This window comes from Granulicella sp. L60 (genome assembly GCF_009765825.1).
GTDB lineage: Bacteria > Acidobacteriota > Terriglobia > Terriglobales > Acidobacteriaceae > Edaphobacter.
This window is the reverse complement of sequence record NZ_LMUR01000010.1, coordinates 696,878-716,382: the sequence shown is the minus strand read 5'-3', so window position 1 is coordinate 716,382 and position 19,505 is coordinate 696,878. Positions and strand designations below refer to the sequence as shown.

The window sequence follows — 19,505 nt, the reverse complement described above, 5'->3', positions numbered from 1 at the left end:
CCGGCGAACGCCGCCCCGCCAATCCAGTGTTGAATCGTGCGTAGAGCTGCGGCTGGTGCAGTGTTCGGTTCAGAGATGACGGTGGTGGACATAGTAACCTCGATTGCGGATTAGGAAATACGTTGTGCTTAAGCATACCGCCGATTGAAATAGATATTTCATCTGCTAACCAATAACTTTTACAGAACTTGGTTCGCTCCACTTCGCAGGACGCAGTACGCGGAAGCCCAGCATTACCAGCGCCGCAGCTAGAATACCCATCGCCTCCGGAGATAACAGCCACCACCCCCTATTCCCTGTAAGCGGCTTTGCAACCAGCGTAGTAGCGACAGCTGCAAAGATGCTGACGAGTGCCGCCTGCGATAGTACGCGTCTCGAATAAAGGCCGACAACAACCGGCACGAACAGTGAGACCGAGAGCAGACCATAGAAGATCTGGATCGCCGAAAGAATAGTAGGAAGCTGGATTGCGAGAAAGATGCCAGCCACTCCCGCCAGGATGGAAGCCAGACGATTCGCAGTCAAGAGCCGATGCTCCGAAATGCTTGGGTTTAGAAATGTCTTGTACAGATCGACCGCGAGCGAAGTAGACAGCATAAAAAGGATAGCGCCCGTAGCACTCAACTCAGCGGAAAAGATGGATGCCATCGCCCACATCCCCAACCACTTCGGAAGAAGCTCCTTCATCGCAAGAGGAAGCGCCAACTCGGGCGAAGCGAGATGCGGGTACGCGACGAACACACATAACCCCAATATCGCAGGGACAAAAGCGAATAACGCCTGGGCGAGAGCGTTGAGCCCGACACCGAGCTTTACCGTCTTCACGTCTTTCGCACCGTACAGCTTCTGCACCAGGCCGGGAGAGATCATGAAGGACGGAGCAAGAAGTATGACGTAAGAAAGAACCTGTTTGATCCCTACACCAGTCATGCTCAACATCCATGCTTTGCCCGGCTGCGCTGCGACGGCCGTCGATATCTGGCTCCAGCCTCCGAGATGATGCACCGCAAACGGAACCGCGAGAAGCAGTCCGGACATAGTCACGACTAACTCAAATACATTGACGAAGGCAGACGCGATCAGTCCCCCCGCGGCACAGTAGACGATAGCTACGACTCCGCCTGCAAGGCAGCCGACCCACTTCGGAGTTCCAACCGATACATTCAGAATGCTCGAGATCGCAATAAGCTGCGCGGCTAAAAGTGTAAGGGTTCCGACCCACAACAGAACGGCAATCACCGCTCGAACCACCTTATTGTAGCGAAATTCGAGGAAGTCGCCCATGGTGCTGAAGTTATGCTGTTTGGCAAGAGTCCAGAGCTTTGGGCCCAGAGTGCGGGACAGAATGAAGCCGCCGATGCTCGCAGAACCGACCCACCACCATGCAGATAATCCAAAGCGAAATCCCAATCCTGTAGCACTGACAGTGGACCCCGCTCCAATATTTGCCGCAAGAAACGTCGCGAAGAGCATACCCGGCCCAAGACTGCGGCCTGCCACCAAAAAGTCAGAGGATGTCTTAACCCTACGGCTGACAAAGATGCCGAGCGCCATCAGGAGTACGGAATAGATGACCAGTGCTGCGACGTAAGCATTCATGCAGTCGTCCTACTCCGTTCCAAGAAGCTTCATTGCGGTAAGAGCCATCACCTTCGCCGAGGTGATGACGTCAGCGACCAGAACATGCTCATCGGGCAGGTGAGCCTGATTCAGGATGCCAGGCCCATATGCGATACATTGTTCCACGCTTCCCAACCGAACAACATGCTTTTGGTCATAAGTACCCGGACTCGCCGTAAGCATAGGTCTTCTGCCAAAGATGATCTCTGCACTCTCTGAAATCGAAGAAACCAGTTCACACTTCGGATTAGTTTGGACGGGATGAACAATCATCAGGTCTTCAAGTTTGTACTTGAACTCAGGATTCTTCGCGCTAAGGTCCTCAAGAAGTTTTTTTACTTCAGCACGAACTTGCTCAAAATCCTCCTCGGCAAGAAAGCGGCGGTCAAAGATCGCTCCGGATCGATCAACAACGCATGGAGTCTGGGTTCCTTCCTCCGCTTGCCCCCCAAAGATAGAGTTCACATTAATACTCGCGAAGCGCGAACCGGGCGGCTCTACCGGCACGGCGGTCTTGCGAGTCGCGAGCGAAGGCTTGAGCTGATAAGTAACATCATGCAGAAAATCGACAAGCTGATCGACCGCGCTGATGCCGAGGTGAGGCATGCTGCCATGCGCAATCCGTCCGTGCGTGGTGACTTTGAACCAGTACACTCCGCGATGGCCCAGGCAGACACGATTAACGTCGGTAGGCTCTGTGATGATGACAAAGTCTGTCTTGTCTTTGCCTATCCAGCCTTGCTTGGCCATGTAAGCGACCCCCGCAAAGCCGCCACTCTCTTCATCGACGCTACCGCTCTGCTCTACCGTCCCTCGCAGCCGTATGCCGGCGCGTCGGATGGCCTCCACGGCAAAGATGGACGCCGCGATCCCGGCCTTCTGATCCGAAGTTCCTCGTCCGTATAATTTGCCATCGCGAATCTCTGCGCCGAACGGATCCACTGTCCATCCATCGCCTACAGGTACCACGTCGAAGTGTCCATTGAAGTGCAGAGACGGACGAGGTTGTGTGCCTTCTCTCCTGCCCAGCACATTAACACGCGGATTACGCTCCGTATGCTCTGCGCAGCCCTCTGCCGTAATGTAATGGGTCTCGTACCCAAACTCCTCCAGCTTATTGCCGATACATCGTGCTCCGTCAATATAATTCTGCCCGGGCGGATTGATGGTTGGGATGCGGGTCAGATCCTGCAAAAAGGAAATCATCTCATCCCCAATCTCTTCGACCTGCCGAACAACGGACTCCTGAATATTAAGGGATAGGCTTTGATTCGTCATGCATGCTCCATGGCTGGACATCGTTTAAAGGCTCAATCCGACTTCTTTACAGAGGCCGGGTGAGATGAATACGAGAGCTGCAGGTTAGAAGTTGATCTTTGCCGATAGCTGTATCTTTCGCGTGCTGCCCGCTGTGTTGTACTGCCCGAACGACGGATTCGCCAGATTGTTCCACGTTCCATTTCCTGCTGCCGTAAGGAACGGAATGTTGAATATGTTGAATGCGTCCGCTCGTATCTCAAGATTCCACGGTCCCGAACCCAGAAAGCCATCTCCAAAGATACGAGTGTTCTTAGAGAGTGACCAATCGACCGTAGGAAGACTGTTCATGCGAAATGTGTTGCGCCCGAGTGTTCCAATGTTTCCGATAAGAGGCTGCACATATTTGAAGTTGCTGGTATTGGCGGTTCCACCGATGCCTCGTGTGGCAGCCGTTGGAATGGTGGAAGGATGCCCAAAACGGAAACCGACGCCTCCAGGATTGATGCTCGCACGCGTGTTATCCATGCCGGTCGTCTGGATCAGGTTGCCATCGAGATTCGTATCGGCAAATCCAAGTCGCGCTCCGGAGAAGATGGTGGCGGGCGCTCCGGTCTGCCACAGATCGAGCGTGCTGAAGACCCATCCTCCCAGCAGGTGGCCGACGAGTCCCTGCTGGTTTTTGGCATATGGAACTGCCCAGACAGTGGATAAAGTGATTCGATGCGTAATGTCGAAGTCCGACGGACCATACTCAAGATTGTGCGCGTTTGGAGCCTGACTCTGAGGATAGCTCTCTTCATTGCTGATCTGCGCCAGGTTGTAATCGGAATCATCATCAAGTGACTTCGAATAGGTATAGGACAACTGCCCTTCCAGCCCGTAGGTCGTCGCCTGCTTGATCTGCACAGCCACCGCGTTATAGTTCGATGATCCATGTGCTGCGAGCAGGTCAACCTGATCGAATCTAGGATCGATGCGATTGTTATGCGCTCCATACTCGCCGTTTGCTGTGACAGTGCATGGACCAGGAGCAGCGGTCGTCCCGATGCAGGCCTGTTCCTGCGCCAGCGTTGTCGGCGCTGTGGGCTGGACAGCCACCGAATTGATCGGTGCAAGGTCGGTCAACTTTCTACTCACGCTACCCAGATAGTCCGCGCTCAAAGCTGTCCGAGACCCCAGGAGATACACAACTCCGAGGGAATAGTTTTGCGTATAGGGATTAGGCAGATTCCTCGCCACCGAGGTGATGCTGCCAAAGTTCGCCAACGAGCCAAACGATCCTATCTGTGCCGCTGTGCTGGTCTCGATTGGTGCAGCGCCGTTGACCAAGTTGTCAAAGGTATTGCCATTCGCGAAGTTATTGCCGCCCGAGAGTGACACAGTGTAGTTCAGAGGAGGGCCAAACCGGGTGTTCGCAAGTAAAGCAAAGTTCAACGTGTCGAAATAAACGCCGTATCCGCCGCGTACTGTCGTCTTCGAGCCACTCGGATTCCACGAGAATCCAACGCGCGGTGAGAAGTTTTTGTAGTTCCCTGCGATTCCTGGATTGCCGCTGCGAAATGCACCCAGTGGCCCAGAACCTGCCGCTCCAACATTCACGCCTTGCAGATTCGGATCCAGCTCCGAGATCAATCCGTGAACTTCATTCAACGCTCCCTGCACCTCATAACGAATTCCGTAGTTCAGAGTAAGCGTCGGTTGAATCTTCCACTCATCCTGCGCGAAGAATCCTGGCACCCACATCCTGTAACCCTCGTAGGTCGCTCCGAAGACTCGAGACCAGCTCGCCGGTGTACCCGAGAGAAAATTCTGCAAAGAGGTATGCGCCACGCCATTTGCATCGGTCGAAGGAGCGAAGGTAAATGTGCCTCGAATACCCCCGCTTGTCGTGCTGCTGGAGTTGTCCTGGATGTAACGCACATCCGCGCCGAACTTCAGCGAATGCCTCCCCTTCACCCAGCTGAACGTGTCGTTGATCTGATAGACGTTGAAGAGGCGGCCCTGCGGAAAGTACTGCGCCTCGCCGAAGCTGTAGTTCTGATCCGCGAAGTTGATGCGTGGAATCCCGCTGGTATCCTGCGGATCGAACTGACCATTCGAGCGGCCATACGCAACTCGGAGTTCATTGACCTTGTTGCTTCCGAGAAGATAGGTATCTGTAATGTTCACGCTGTGTGCGCCGGTATCAAAGTTCACTCCGAAGCCAGGCAGAAAATTGATAGTACCGGCATAGGGCAGCACCGCCGTGCCTTTGCTGAACAAGTAGCGAACCGCAATCGAGTGTGCCTCAGAGAAGCGATGGTCCCCGCGAATGAGATAGAGATAGCTGTCGTTCGGGGACGCCATCGTCTCTGTCGTCGGTGCGCTCAATGCTCCAGCCGGAGCGTTTGGAGGTAGAGGGACGTTAGCCTGAAAGAGTTGCAGTGCGAGAGGATCGGTAGCACCTGCCAGCGCAGCCGCCGTGGGAACCGGGAAGACAAAGGTAGATCCAGCGCCGCGCGTGCTCACCTTCTGAAGTCCACCGAAGAGAAAGGTGTGGTCGCGCCAGACCGGACCACCCAAAGTAAATCCGTAGATATTCTGCTTCAGCACCGAAGGCTTGCCAGTGGTATCGAAATAATCCCGAGCGTTGAACTCGTTATTCTGAATGTAGTCGTACGCCGAGCCATGCAGATGATTGCTTCCAGACTTCGTCACCAGAACAATGTTTGACGACTCAACGCCGTACTCTGCCGGAAACACTCCAGTAATCACCTTCGTCTCGGAGATCATATCCAGCGTCGGAGACGTGCCCAGCGCGAAGCCCCCAAACTCCCAGTCGTTGACATCGGTATAGTCCAGCGAAGCCGCGGTTGCGCGGGCACGGCTTCCAAAGGCCGAGATCAGACCGGTCTGCGCCCCGCTGACGGCGACCAATGCGCCATTGCCATCGGGGAGATACATCGGAGTTACACCGGGCTCGAGCGTCACAAGGTTCGTCGGGCTGCGGCTGAAGCTCGGAAGATAAGCCAGTTCCTGGGGCGTACGCGTCGTCGACAATTCCGATCCGCTGGTGTTCAGCACGGATGCGGTCGCATCGACCTGCACAATGGTAGAGGCTGAGCCAGGCTTCAGCGAAAAGTTCTGCGTAACTGTTGCGCTTGTGGTGGCACTCACTAGGGCCTTGGTCTCATTGAACCCAGGCGCGTTCAGCGTCAGCACATAGCTTCCGGGAGCCAGCGCCGGAAATACATAATCTCCCGCCCGGCCTGTCGTATACGTGCGCGATTCGTTTGTACTTTGACTTGTCAGCACAAGGGTCACACCGGAGATGGATGCGCCGGTCGGATCCGTGACGGTGCCTGCTATGGTCCCGGTCGTGTACTGTGCCCAGGCCGAAACACCAAAATTAAGCGTCAAAAATGGGATGAGAAACGCAGCAAGCAGGAACTTTGATCGCATCAGGACTCTCCAGAATATGAATTTAACGCCGTCGACAAGAGGTAACGGACTGCATGAATTCAGGATCGCTCCCGGGTACAAGTGTGCGCCATCTGCTCTGAAAAAGGTGGCTAACGCCTGATACGACGGGACTTTGAGGCCCCAAAGAAGTTACTGGGTTTTGGTTTAGAGTCAAGATACATCGTGCTGTAACAAGCTGTCAACAATCTGAATACCAGTCCGCTCAATCTCGGAAACAGATGGAAGTCGTACCCGCCACTGATTGCAATCCAAACTGGTACACCGCGTAGGCAAATCCGAAAATAAGAGTTAGAGTCAATCACTGTCGGGCTCGAAGCTCTTCGCAGCTTCGTCCTGAGTCTTCGTCGTCTCGCAAAAACAAGGTGAAGTTAGTCCTAAAGGGGAGTGAACATTGTTTGATTACAGAAAGCTTTTTGATCTAACCGGAAGACAGGCGCTCGTCGTGGGCGCAGGCAGCGGAATCGGCGAGGCCGCCGCGCATGGACTAGCAGCGCACGGCGCCCATGTTCTCTGCGGAGACCTCAACATGGAAGCGGCCCAGAAGGTAGCCGATGAGATCAAGGCAGCTGGCGGCCAAGCCGAAGCTCTTGCCTTCGACATGCGCGATCGAGAGGGAGTCATCAACGCCATCGCATCCTTGCCGGACCTTGATGTCCTGGTCAGCACCCCCGCCATCAATGTGCGCAAACAGCTCCTCGACATGACCGAAGAAGAGTTTGACCGCGTCGTCACTCTCAACCTGAAAGGCACCTTCCGCCTCATCACCGCGGTGGGACGCAATATGAAGAAGCGCGGCAAGGGGAGCATCATCGCCTTCGCCAGCATTCGCGCCATCACGGTAGAGCCAGGCCAGGGCGTCTACGCCGCAACTAAAGCCGGCGTTCTGCAGATGTGCCGGACCCTTGCAGCTGAACTCGCTTCCAGCGGTGTCCGGGTCAACGCCATTGGGCCCGGCGTCGTCGATACGCCACTCACCGCGCCGATCGCTGCAAACAAAGATTGGTACAACGCCTATGCACAGAAGAGCGCATTAGGCCGATGGGCCAAACCGCACGAGATGGCCGGCGCAGTTGTCTACCTCGCCTCCGACGCAGGTTCGTTTGTCACCGGAACCCTTACCATCGTCGATGGCGGCTGGACTGCAATCGACGGACGCTTTACCCCACCGCTCTAAATCTCTCCTGCATCCATCACATGCGTTGCAACCTCCGCTGGACGTCCTCTCTCTTCATCGGCCAAAGCTGTTGAAAGACGTCCGGCGACCAAATCGACGCTCAGCAGATCCACATGATGGTAGAGCTTCGCGTGGATCCTCTGTGCGAGCTCCTGCTCGACTTCGACCGTGATAGCAATGTCGAGCAGACCTCCCCGCTCTTCCAGCAGACACACGCGAATCGGAACCAGTTGCTGATCGAAGAGTTGTGCGATCCGCATCAAGACTCGTGGTCTCGCGGCCGCGCTGATCTTGTAGATCCATTCCATGGCTGTTGTCCTCTTGGCATTGGTGGGTGCGATTTCGAGTCCGTTGCATGAAAAAAGCCGCCAGAGCTTTCGCTGTGGCGGCTTCAATTCAGATCTGTCTGAACGTCAGGTACCGCCATATTCAATCGTCGCGGCCTTAATAATTCGCGCAGCGATGCCCGCAGGCGATCCTAGACGGCCCGTCAACTTCGCGCGATGATAAGCGGCAAAAACTTCTTTCAACATGAAATGCAGCATACACGCCCTCCGGCTGATTGACAAAACAGAGTACTGAATCACGCCGTCAATTGGCGCTTTCCTGCCGTCTCTTCCAACTGATGGAGGACCGCATCGCCCATCTCCCAAGTGGACAACGCCTTCTCTCCTGCAGCCGCGAGATCGGCCGTACGCGCCCCCGCCGCAAGAGCGGCGATGCAAGCCTGCTCGACAAGCGTGGCCTCCCTTTCCATCCGAAACGACAACCGCAGCATCATCGCCACGCTAAGAATCTGAGCCATCGGATTCGCGATGCCACGTCCTGCAATGTCAGGAGCTGAGCCGTGAATCGGCTCATACACCGCAGGCACAAAACGATCTCCCCTCGGTACTCCAATCGTCGCCGAAGGAAGCATTCCTAAACTGCCGGTCAGCATCGATGCAAGATCGGAGAGAATATCGCCGAAGATATTTCCCGTAACAATGACGTCGAACTGCTTCGGATTACGGACAAGCTGCATCGCACAGTTATCCGCATACATGTGCCGCAGCTCGACATCAGCATAATCTCGTTCGTGCAGCTTACTAATGACCTGACGCCACACCAATCCGCTCTCAGTCACATTAGCTTTTTCAACGCTGCAAACCACACGTCGACGATGGCGCGCAAGATCGAATGCAACCCGAGCCACGCGCTCTATCTCGACGGTCGAGTAGGTCTCCGTGTTGAAGCCTCGCATCTGTCCGTCCTGCATCGTCTCGATACCGCGCGGCTCCCCGAAGTAGAGACCGCCCATACACTCGCGCACGATCATAAGATCGAGGTTTCGTATCACCTCCGGCTTGATCGTGCTCGCCTCGATCAACGGATCGAAAACAGTCACAGGCCGTAGATTCGCGAAGAGCGAAAGCTCGCGCCGCAGCCGCAGAATCGCCAACTCGGGCCGAAGATCAAAACCCAGCTTCTCCCAGCGTGGACCCCCCACCGCCCCAAACAAAACCGCATCCGCATGCATCGCCTGCTCAATCGTCTCATCCAGCATCGGCGTTCCATAAGCATCAATAGCCGCACCTCCAGCCAACGCATGACGGATCGTAAACTCCACCTCTGCATACTGTCCTATCCATTCCACAACGCGAAGTGCCTCGCGCATTACCTCCGGCCCTATGCCATCGCCTGGTAAAACCAGAAGTCTAAATTGCTGCTTCCCGATCATCGACACCGCCTCCAAACACAGATTCCTGCAAGGGTCTCACAAAAGGCATTTAAGATTTGATTTTAAAAACAGTCACCAATACCTGTTACATTCGCATAAACCAATGGGTCGATGGTAAGAGCCGAGGTCAATCCATACCATCTCCACAAACGGCAACAACATGGAAGGGACTTCTTGATGCACACCTCTCACCCGGTTAAGCGCCGTATGTCTTCTGTTTTCGTCCTCGCACTCTCAACTCTCATTGTCGCCATGTCTCCACTCATAGCGCAAAGCCCAAACGCGCAGCATACACCAGACGCCGATGCTCTCAAGACGGAATGGAGCGACCCTCAAGTCGTCCTCACATCCTTACTCTTCAAGACCAAGACCGGACTCACGCTCAACTACGTCCAGCAGGGAGACCCCAACGGTCCTGTTCTCGTCCTGCTCCATGGCGCTGGCGACTCATGGCATTCGTACGACCGAGTCTTTCCACTCATCCCCAAAAAGTATTGTGTCTACGCCATCACACTGCGCGGCCACGGACTATCGGACCATCCCGAGACCGGCTACAACGCCCTAGACCTCGCGGGCGATATCCTGGACTTCCTCGATCAGAAGAACATTCATCACGCGACCCTGGTGGGACACTCCCTCGGCAGCTTCGTCGCACAAAAAGTAGCTGAGTTGGACACTAATCACCTCGATCGCCTGGTCCTCATCGGCTCCGGTCCCGGCCTGACCAAGCCATCCAGTACGCAATCGTCGATCTTCAGTGCATTCAGCTCGATGACCGATCCCATCCCATACACCTTTGCCCGCGACTTCCAGGCAAGCACCATCTACCATCCCGTTCCCGCGCAGAACTTCGAGATCTGGGTGGCCGAAGCTGAAAGAGTCCCCGCATCCACATGGCACGGCCTCGCCCAAAGCCACCAAGACTCCGCCGAAGAGCTAAAGAAGATTCACGTCCCCACACTCATCCTCTGGGGTGAAAAGGATTCCATCTTCACCCGTGCAGATCAAGACACGCTTGTCCGCACCATCCCACATACCCAATTTTCGGCCTACCCCGAAACCGGACATGCATTGCATTGGGAACGCCCCGTGCGCTTCACGACAGAACTCATAGCCTTTGTTCAAGGCGAGACCGTCAATCATCCACCTTCCAAGCAGTAGCTTCGTAGACCACAGCCAACCAACGCAGTCGATAAATCTTCGTCGTTGTCAGCCACTTATAGCTCAGGATGAAAGACTGCGAACAAACCACGACACAAAAATGCCAAACACTGAAGTGTCCGGCTCGCAATCCTTGATTTATTGGGCTGAGCGGGATCGAACCGCTGACCTCCTCGTTGCGAAAACGCTTAGGAACTTATTTTCAGGAACTTAACAACACAAAACAAAGCACTTTTACGCGGAAAGCAACGGATGAAAATCCTAATTGTTCCCGGAATGTTCCTTGATTGTTCCAGATTTCTTAAAGGGAAACCGTTGCTTGTGCCGCACGGCTCGCACTGAACACAACAATGCGTGGCTGCGAGATGAAAGACATGCGTTGGCGGGACGTTGATATGATCGGACGCTCGCTCGCGGTGCGGAAGAGCAAGACAGAGGCCGGGGAGCGCGTAATCCCCTTGAATGCAGATGCCTGGGCGGTGATTCTTGAGCTTTACAGGCGTTCAGAGGCTCTGGGAGCGATTGAGCCGAGTCATTTCCCTTTTCTCTGCCTGTGAAACGGCTCATTTCGACCCTACACGCGGCATCAAGAGTTGGCGCACGGCTTGGAGGAGACTAACGCGGGCAATCCAATGTGGCGGATGCAGACTGCTCCAGAACCCCGGCGAGATGTGTACGGGGTGCGGGGAGAATATCTCTGGCCTCAAGAGCCCCTTCGATGGCTTCCGTTTCCATGATCTACGCCACCAAGCCATCACGGAACTAGCCGAGTCTAAGGCGAGTGACCAAACGATCATGTCGATTGCCGGGCACGTCTCAAAAAAGATGCTCGCTCACTACTCGCACGTCCGACTGGAAGCAAAGCGAGACGCGCTGGATGCACTCACCATGGGAAGAGGGAAAAAGGGTAATGCGGGGAGCACATCGAAGGGTTACGACACAAGTAACGACACAAAAGTGCCGTCAAGTTCAATACCTATGCCGCATGTGATTGATTCTTTGGTGGAGCTGAGCGGGATCGAACCGCTGACCTCCTCGTTGCGAAAATGCTGATCGATGTATTTTCAGCAACTTAGCTAAACAAAACAAAGCACTTTTGAGCGGAAAGCAATGGATGAAAATCCTAATTGTTCCCAGAATGTTCCTTGATTGTTCCCAGATTTCCTAATGGGAAGCCCACTCAAATCGGCACGAACTGCAACCAACTTCAGTCAAATAAAGCTCAACGCTGGCAGATCGGTCCTGTTCTAAGATTTTTGCGACTGTGAATCGTTCTGCCGAATTCAAGTCACATCTCCAGATCTCAACACATCGGCCGCCTTTGCTCTTCCCTGCTATTCCCGTTGATGACGGTCGGAATCGAACCCATGACCTCTTCCATGCCATTACGGCAACATAACGCAACTCATTGAAACTACGTGGTACGGACCGCACCCTATACGACGTTTCACACGCATTTTTCCCCTTATTGGACCTCTTCAGGACCTCTGAATCTTCGACCTTATTAGTAAACAGAGGCCACATTTCGTTGCTGGGCGACGTTCACTCGGTGTCGCTGGTGACGATAACACCTCGCCTGTCTCTTCGAAGCCAACTGTCCCAGTACCTTGCACTTCCAGAACATCCTCTGTGGTGATGGGCCGCAGCCTGCAAGTGGGAGGGCAGTCACGCGACGAAGAGTCATAAAATTGTCAGCGTTAGCATCTGGACGAAGGTGGTCGAAAGTCATCAAAAGCTATCATCCTGGGCCCTTACGCTTTGAACGGAGTTCAGGGCTCTCATCGAATTCGTTTGCTGGGTCGTAAATAAGCACAAATTGGGGGTGATTGAAGGGCCGCAAACTCCTTCCTGGCTTGTTGCATAAACTTCGCGTCTGGATCGGCATGCGCCCAGAGAGTGAAGAAATGTTGGTAGGTATCAATGGCAGAGGCGCGATTGCTCTGTGCGGCCAACGCGATCGATGCCGAGCGGGGAAAGAGTAATGGCGGAAGAGGTAGAGCCTGCGTCAGGATGTGTCACAAGCATTGCGGATGTCCTTTTCTGCAAGGGCGGGCTGGTCGACGGCTAGATAGGCGTTGCCGCGAAGCCAGGGCAGGAAAGGCATTCTGCTTTGGCCTTAGGCCGCCTATTTGGCCAACGTAGCTGTTTGCAGGGTAGCGAACTCTTGTTTGGCTTGCTTCAGGTACATGGCATCGGGATCAGCGTGTGCCCACAGCGTCAGGAAGTGCTTATAAGCCTCGATAGCGGGGGGGCGGTTTCCCTGAGCGGCCAGGGCGCGACCCAGGCCAAGCCAGGCGAGTGGGATGTTTGCGGAGATGGGTTCGAGGGACGGGCGGGCGAGAACCTCGCGATACTCCTTCTCCGCGCGTAGAGGCTCGCCGGCGGCGAGGAAGGTGTCGCCGCGAAGTGTGGGCAGAAAGAGGTCTCTGCCATCGAGAGCGCGGGTAGGCTCGAGAACGGTGACGGCGTCCTTCGGCCTATGGCCGGCCAGATAGATCTCGGCCTCAATATAGGGAGCCCAGAAGAGGTTGACCAGAGTTCCCTTCGGATACTTCGCCTGCATCGCCTTGAGGCCGGCTAGCCCACCCTGGTGATCGCCGGTGTAGGCGAGACCGAGCAGATACCAGGGGTCTGCGGGATCTGGGGGCAGGCTATGGAAGAGCTTTTCGCCGGCTTCTCTTTGTCCTGATTCAATGAGCCCGACCACCACGATTCTGGAGTTACTGTCGGCGACATCAGCCAGACCCTGGGTGCGGTAGAGAGCGGCTGCTTTGCCAAGAAGCCTTTGTTCGTCTGCCAGCCGGCCCTCCGCTGACGCAATCTGGGCCTGAGTAAGGAAGAAAAATGGGGAGTTAGTGTGGGCCGCGCTCCAGGCGATCTGAGTCTGCATGAGCGCGACGTCCCGCTGGTAGTAGGCGATCTCCATATAGAAGTTGCGCACGCGGTCTCCATCCAGGCCTTTGGCGATAGCCCGGTCGAGGGTGGAGCGGGCCGCGGTTGGATTGTCGGCATGCAACTGTCTGACCGCGAGGTTGACGTACATCGCCTGGTTGGACGGCATGAGCTCCAGAGCTCTCTCGCTGGAGGAGACGGCTTCGGAGACGCGGCCGAGCTCGTGTTGTACGGTGGAGAGATTGTTCCATGCGGTGGCGTTGCGGGGATAGATCTCGGTCCAGCTCTGCAGGTTGCGCTCCGCCGCGAAGAGGTCTCCGGTGACCAGGGTGTTGTAGCGAGCCACGATGGCGAACTGCACAGCCTTGCTGACGTAGCTGCGGAGGTTATACGCCTTCTGCATGGCGGCTAGCTCGGCCTCATGGTCGCCCGAGGCGCGATAGTTTGTTGAGAGGTCGAAGTACGCCGTGGCGAAGTTAGGGTCGAAGGCGATGGCCTGCTTGAGCAGCTCGATGGCTTCGGTCCGCTTGCCGCGTTCGGAGTCGTAGGAGGCGCGGCTGTAGGCCTTGAGTGCGTCGAGCGAAGCGGTGTCGGCGGAGAAGAGCGGCGTGCTGAAGCGGGCGATGCTTCTGCGGGACTCGCCCAGCTTCTGCCGCAGGCTTTCGGCCAGGCCATCGATCTCGCGAGGGAGATGTTCGGTGCTTTCGACCTCGCGTTTGGCGGCCCCGATGACAGAGCCGTCGACGCAACTGCTGGCCTGTTCGGTGAGGAGAAACTCTCTGCCGACCCTGGCGATCTTGCCGGCGAGCACGGCCTGGCTGTTGGTGCGCTCGCAGACCTCCCGCGCGACGGCCTCGGTCATGGGCTCATCGGCCTTGTGCATCTGGGTGAGCGTGGACTGGACGGCGGTAGCCGGGACTACAGAGACGAAGGGGCTCTGCGAGAGGTCAATGCGCAGGGCATCGACGAGGGAGCGGTCGAGCACGGGGTCGCCAGTCGTGCCGTCAAGCGGCATGAGGATGACCTGGACGGGCTGCGAACTGGAGCGGTCGAGCCACCTTTGCCAACCGAACCAGCCTGCGACGCAAAGCACCATGGCGACGACAGATCCACCGGCTATCCAATAGGTACGACGCTTTCCAGGGGGAGTGGACAGCAGCGGCTGGACGACTTCGAGCCCCTGGGGGGCCTGCTCCGATGTGTCCACTTCTTCTTCAAGGGTGATCCGGGTGATGGATTCGCTGGCGCTGATGACCATCCGATCCGCAGCCGGCTGAGGCTCCTTGATGACGGCTGCAAAGCGATAACCGCGCCCAGGGACGGTCTCGATGATTTTCGTTCCGGATTCGTGCCGGGAGAGGGCTTTACGGAGCAGGAAGATGTGCTGGGTCAGGTTGCTTTCTTCGACAAACGACTCCGGCCAGAGCGTACGCAGAAGTTCGTCCTTCCCAACCACCCGGTCGGCGTGATCCACCAGGTAAAGAAGCAGGTCAAATGTCTTCCGATTGAGCGTCAGAGGTTCATCGCGCCAGCTCAACTGCCATCGGGCGCGATCAATTTCATAGTCTTCAAACTTCACTACACCATTCGAAATAAAGGACATGGGCCGATTGAGCCTCAATTGAGGGGCGATTGAGCCGGACTTGAGGACGCCAATTCGGCGGCCGTGGGAGAACTGGTTGCACCGAGGGAAGCGGACTCGGAATTTTTAGGGAATCCAGACGAGCACAGTATAGCAACGCTGACTCCCAGGATCTGAAACAACGATCCCGCTCCACCAAGGACGCTATGAAAAGAACGACGCGGATCTCGATTGAGTATCAGCACCGCGAGGTAACCATCACGGTTGCGGGCTCAATGCCCCACGTTCAAGACAGCGAACCGGGCGCGCCAAATACACCGACGGTCTGTCCCACTTGCGGTAGTCCCTTGATCACCATCGTTGCGCAGATGGATGGTGAGGTCCCAGCCACCACAGACCGCATCCGTCGCGCGCTCCAGCAATCCGGCCTGCACCTGCAGGTCTCCCCGGCCGGTCAACTTCGGATATGCCAAAGATCGTTTGAAGAACTCAAGGAGAACCTCTGATGCCGTCGTCAATCCCCGGAATCCCTCTGATCTCGCGCTGCATATCTCGCCAGTACTTCCGTTCTCTCCGTTACGGCCTTGTGAAGGCATGGAAGCCTTTGCACCTTCCAGGGCTGATGGTCATGCTCCTGTTGTCATGGAAGCCATTGCATGCCCAGTTGGTTGCGGTGAACGGCCCGATCGCCTTACCTGCAACGAATGTTGCCAGCAGCAGCGCACCGCAGAATATTCTTCTGAAGACAACCTCTGCCGAGACCATCAGCGGCTTCACCGTGCCTGTCTCGCAGGGCAACAAGCAGGAGTACACGGTCGGCACGGTCACCGGCTGCGCCGTAGACGGTACAACCTCGAATGCAGCGGGGACCATCTGCACTGTACCAATCACTTTCAGTCCTGCATATCCCGGCCAGCGTGCCGTGCCGCTGCAGGCAGTCACCAGCGCCGGCAAGATCAATATCGGCTTGAACGGCCGGGGTGTCGCTCCGCTTGCAGTGCTGACACCTGGACTCCTGACAACGCTGGCTGGTGAGGTCAATGCGCCAAACTGCAATGCCTACAGCGGATCCGCTCTGCTGGGGCCAACTTGCAATCCATCGGCGGGGGCAGTGGACTTCGCGGGGAACGTCTATATCGCCTCGTTCAATAGCAACACGGTCAGCAAGATCGATACGAGCGGCAACATCACTGTGATCGCCGGGACGGGTGCCGGAGGCTTGAGCGGCGTTGGCGGTCCTGCGACCAGTGCAACGTTCGATCGTCCCTCCGACGTGGTTGTCGATCCGGCGGGCAACGTCTATTTCATAGGTGAGACGGCCCAGCAGGTCTTCAGGATCGATGCCGTCACACATATACTCACTAGCGTCGCTGGCAATGGAAATGCGGGCTATAGCGGAGACAATGGCCCGGCCACGCAGGCCAGCCTGAACTATCCAGAAGGTCTCGCGCTCGATCTGCAGGGCAATCTGTATATCGAAGATCATGACAATAACCTGATCCGTAAGGTAGATACTTCGGGGATCATTACTACGGTTGCGGGTAATCCAGCGACTACCGGTCAAGACTCGCCGGTCTACAGCGGTGATGGTGGACCAGCTACCCAGGCCAACCTGGCTCTCTCCGGTGAGGGAGTCTATGCGTCATACGATTCCATCACCGTCGATGCTGCGGGCGATCTGTTCATCGGGGATTCCGGGCACCACGTCGTACGCGAAGTAACGACGGACGGCATCATTCACACCGTTGCAGGCAACAACGCACTCGGCGGCGGATACGGAGGCGACGGCGGACCTGCAACCAGCGCGCAGTTGAATTGGCCGATGGGCGTTGCAGTGGACGCTGCCGGCGATCTATATATTGCAGACTTCAGCAACAACCGCATCCGAAAAGTGGACCAGGCCACTGGAACCATCACTACCGTCGCTGGCGGTGGCACGATAAGCTCTTCCGGCCTGCCAGCAACGCAGGTCTCTTTGAACGGCCCGCAGAAGGTTGTCTTAGATGGCGAGGGCAATCTCTACGTCTCCGACACGAAGAACAATCTGGTACGCACGGTGAATGTCACCAGAGCCGGGTTGAACTTTCCCACGTCCACTCTCGTCGGTTCGACCGACACGACTGACGGTCCGCTAGAGGTGGTCGTCTCAAACATCGGCAACGCTCCACTGGCTCTGCCGCCGCCTGCGACCGGGTCAAATGCGAGTGTCTCCGCGGGCTTCACGTTCTTCACCGGCAACGACGGGCAGTGCCCCTCTATAGTGCCATCTTCCTCAGCCGGGACGTTGGCGCAAGGAAGCAGCTGCGGACTCACGGTGGAATTCGAACCAGCCAGTGGTAGTGGCCAAATCACCGGTTCGATTGCGCTGACGGACAATAGTCTAAATGCGCTCACCCCCTATGCCACACAGACGATCGATCTATTCGGCGACGCAAACCCCCTCCCGACCAACGGAACGCTTGCCATCGCACCCGCAACGCAGACATTTACCCCGACTCCAGTAGGCAGCACCGGCTCCACACTTACCTCTATCATCACCAACAACACCGGCAAGTCAATCTATCTCAGCACCGGATCGCTGACGGACGCGGTTGACTTCACCCAGACGACGAACAACTGCGGCATCATCCAGCCCAACGGAGGCACCTGCACCGTCACCTTCACCTTCACGCCGCAGAGCGCGGGCGCACTCACCTCCACCTACTCGATTCATGACCTCGACAATCCTGCATCACCCTTGACCGTAGTCCTCTCCGGAAACGGCAACGCCGTAACAACCTCTGCCCCGCAGGCGTCACTGTCCCCCACAACCGCCGACTTCGGCAGCATAACGACAGGCGCCGCAAGCTCCGCGCAAACCTTCATGCTCTCGAATGCAGGCAACGCCACGCTGGCCATTACATCGATCTCACTCGGCGGTGCGAATCCGGACAACTTCATCGTAGTCAACGACAGCTGTGCCACCGGCGGCACAGAAGCCGCAAGACCGGCGCGTAGCCGAGCGACTAAACGCGGCGGATCGAGCCCACGTGACCTACCCGCACTTCCGCCAGGAAGTACCTGCCAGATCCTCGTCGTCTTCTCGCCCACCACCGCAGGCCCATCCTCGGCGACGCTCACCGTCGTCGATCAGGTGGGAACGCAGACCTCAGCGCTGACGGGTACCGGCGTCGCCTCTGTCACAACAGCTCCGCAGGCCGCACTCACCGCCGCCTCTGCGAACTTCAACACCGTGACAACTGGAAGCAGCAGCGCAGCCCAGACGTTCACACTGGCTAATGCAGGCAACGCTGCACTGTCGATCTCCTCGGTAAGCATCACGGGGGCGAACGCGTCTTCGTTCCAACTCGGTGCCGATACCTGCGGGACGACGCTGGCCGCCGGAGGCTCCTGCACCGTTGCGGTTACCTTCGCGCCCACCTCTGCCGGAACCTTCACCGCGGCACTCTCTGTCACCGACGCTGTCGGGACACAAACCAGCTCCCTGACCGGCACCGGTGCCGCTGTAGCGCCTGCCGACTTTACCGTAACCGCGACGCCTGCTTCCCAAAGCGTCGTCTCGGGAAGCAGCGCCACATACAGCGTGTTAGTTGCCTCGACGGGCGGCTCCTTTGCCCAGGCGGTAGCGCTCACGGCCAACGGTCTTCCGCCGGGAGCGACTGTCACCTTTTCACCCACTTCGGTCACACCCGGAGGCTCTGGCGCTCAGGCGACGATGATCGTCCAGACAGCAGTTCAACAGGTAGCAGGAAGAGGCAATCTTTCAGCCTGGCCTTTCACAGCGCCTGTCTTTGCAGCCTTGCTGTTGCTTTTCCCGGGCAAGAGATTCCGGTCCGGGAAGAGAGGCTGGGGAGTCTTCACGAATCTTGCATGCCTCGTGGCCTTGCTTGGTATCACGGCGTCAACGATAGGCTGCGGCGCCGGCTTCGCGCTGCCATCGTCGGCCAAAACTTACACCATCACTGTGACCGGTACCAGCGGATCGGACACCCACTCCACCACAGTCACGCTGACCGTGCAGTAAACGAGGACCTATGACCATGCGTTCACTTCTTTCCCTCTTGCTCCTGTCGATTGCGTCCGTCAACCTGATGGCGCAGACTCAGCCATCCAACGAGATCGCGCTGGATTACACCTACGTACGCACCAATGCACCACCGGCTGGATGCGGATGCTTTTCGATGAATGGCGGCAGCGGATCGTATGCGTATCATTTCGGTCCGCAGTTCGCCGCGGTGATCGAGGTCGGAGCAGTGCATGCCGGGAACGTAGATGGCACCGGTCTTGACCTGACGCTGACTTCGTATCTGGGCGGGCCGCGCTTCTACTACCGCAGACCGCATGCTCGCTTTGTTCCGTACGGTCAGGTGCTGCTGGGTGCGGTGCGCGCAACTGGAGGACTGGCTCCGGCGAACTCGGGCGGAGCCTCTTCGTCAACGGTCTTTGGCTCGACTCTGGGCGGAGGCGTTGAGTTCAACATAAGTCGCGCGATCACACTACGCGTTGCGCAGATCGACTACTTCGTTACTACCTTTGACAACAAGGCAGATGACCACCAAAACAACCTTCGGATCAGCGCTGGTGCAGCCTATCACTTCGGAAAACGGTGACTGCTCAGAGAGTCTCACTCAGGA

General features: G+C 56.8%; 13 protein-coding genes and 1 pseudogene. 7 read left to right on the top strand and 7 right to left on the bottom strand.

Annotated features, from left to right (window positions below; translation table 11 throughout):
• Positions 1 to 165 precede the first annotated feature (165 nt).
• The 3 genes from GSQ82_RS06170 to GSQ82_RS06160 form a co-directional block, all read right to left on the bottom strand.
• Positions 166 to 1,599, bottom strand: coding sequence for a sodium:solute symporter family protein (locus tag GSQ82_RS06170; RefSeq protein WP_158791215.1), 1,434 nt, complete (start codon positions 1,597 to 1,599; stop codon positions 166 to 168).
• Positions 1,600 to 1,608: 9 nt separating this feature from the next.
• A complete protein-coding gene (locus tag GSQ82_RS06165) occupies positions 1,609 to 2,898 on the bottom strand; it encodes an acetylornithine deacetylase/succinyl-diaminopimelate desuccinylase family protein (RefSeq protein ID WP_158791213.1) in 1,290 nt (429 codons plus the stop codon).
• Positions 2,899 to 2,982: 84 nt separating this feature from the next.
• Entirely contained in the window at positions 2,983 to 6,321 is a 3,339-nt protein-coding gene (locus tag GSQ82_RS06160) for a TonB-dependent receptor (protein ID WP_158791211.1), read from the bottom strand.
• Positions 6,322 to 6,733: 412 nt separating this feature from the next.
• Between GSQ82_RS06160 and GSQ82_RS06155 the strand changes: the two genes are divergently transcribed.
• Positions 6,734 to 7,516 (top strand): SDR family NAD(P)-dependent oxidoreductase, encoded by a 783-nt coding sequence (locus GSQ82_RS06155; RefSeq protein WP_158791209.1) that lies wholly within the window; start codon positions 6,734 to 6,736, stop codon positions 7,514 to 7,516.
• Here the strand turns inward: GSQ82_RS06155 and GSQ82_RS06150 are convergent.
• From GSQ82_RS06150 to leuB, 3 genes are all read right to left on the bottom strand, one after another.
• Entirely contained in the window at positions 7,513 to 7,776 is a 264-nt protein-coding gene (locus tag GSQ82_RS06150; RefSeq protein ID WP_158791207.1) for a hypothetical protein, read from the bottom strand. The two genes, GSQ82_RS06155 and GSQ82_RS06150, sit on opposite strands and share 4 nt — an antisense overlap.
• 153 nt (positions 7,777 to 7,929) lie before the next feature.
• Positions 7,930 to 8,061, bottom strand: coding sequence for a hypothetical protein (locus tag GSQ82_RS25330; RefSeq protein ID WP_256370052.1), 132 nt, complete (start codon positions 8,059 to 8,061; stop codon positions 7,930 to 7,932).
• A gap of 38 nt (positions 8,062 to 8,099) precedes the next feature.
• Positions 8,100 to 9,236, bottom strand: a complete 1,137-nt coding sequence (gene leuB, locus GSQ82_RS06145) for a 3-isopropylmalate dehydrogenase (RefSeq protein WP_158791205.1) — start codon at positions 9,234 to 9,236, stop codon at positions 8,100 to 8,102.
• 207 nt (positions 9,237 to 9,443) lie between these two features.
• Between leuB and GSQ82_RS06140 the strand changes: the two genes are divergently transcribed.
• The 3 genes and pseudogenes from GSQ82_RS06140 to GSQ82_RS25585 all read left to right on the top strand — a co-directional run bounded on the left by GSQ82_RS06140 (position 9,444) and on the right by GSQ82_RS25585 (position 11,450).
• Positions 9,444 to 10,397 (top strand): alpha/beta fold hydrolase, encoded by a 954-nt coding sequence (locus GSQ82_RS06140; RefSeq protein ID WP_158791203.1) that lies wholly within the window; start codon positions 9,444 to 9,446, stop codon positions 10,395 to 10,397.
• Positions 10,398 to 10,726: 329 nt separating this feature from the next.
• A pseudogene (locus GSQ82_RS25590) lies at positions 10,727 to 10,954 on the top strand (hypothetical protein); the annotation flags it as partial.
• Positions 10,955 to 11,066: 112 nt separating this feature from the next.
• Entirely contained in the window at positions 11,067 to 11,450 is a 384-nt protein-coding gene (locus GSQ82_RS25585) for a tyrosine-type recombinase/integrase (RefSeq protein WP_158791199.1), read from the top strand.
• 1,072 nt (positions 11,451 to 12,522) lie between these two features.
• Here the strand turns inward: GSQ82_RS25585 and GSQ82_RS06125 are convergent.
• Entirely contained in the window at positions 12,523 to 14,892 is a 2,370-nt protein-coding gene (locus tag GSQ82_RS06125; protein ID WP_158791197.1) for a winged helix-turn-helix domain-containing protein, read from the bottom strand.
• Between the two features lie 185 nt (positions 14,893 to 15,077).
• Between GSQ82_RS06125 and GSQ82_RS06120 the strand changes: the two genes are divergently transcribed.
• The 3 genes from GSQ82_RS06120 to GSQ82_RS06110 are packed head-to-tail and all read left to right on the top strand — an operon-like array spanning position 15,078 to position 19,481.
• Positions 15,078 to 15,377: a hypothetical protein gene (locus tag GSQ82_RS06120; RefSeq protein ID WP_158791195.1), complete on the top strand. Its 300-nt coding sequence runs from the start codon at positions 15,078 to 15,080 to the stop codon at positions 15,375 to 15,377.
• Positions 15,377 to 18,895 (top strand): choice-of-anchor D domain-containing protein, encoded by a 3,519-nt coding sequence (locus tag GSQ82_RS06115; protein ID WP_158791193.1) that lies wholly within the window; start codon positions 15,377 to 15,379, stop codon positions 18,893 to 18,895. The genes GSQ82_RS06120 and GSQ82_RS06115 overlap by 1 nt, the downstream gene beginning before the upstream one ends.
• Before the next feature lie 10 nt (positions 18,896 to 18,905).
• Positions 18,906 to 19,481, top strand: a complete 576-nt coding sequence (locus GSQ82_RS06110) for an outer membrane protein (RefSeq protein WP_158791191.1) — start codon at positions 18,906 to 18,908, stop codon at positions 19,479 to 19,481.
• Positions 19,482 to 19,505: the final 24 nt, after the last annotated feature.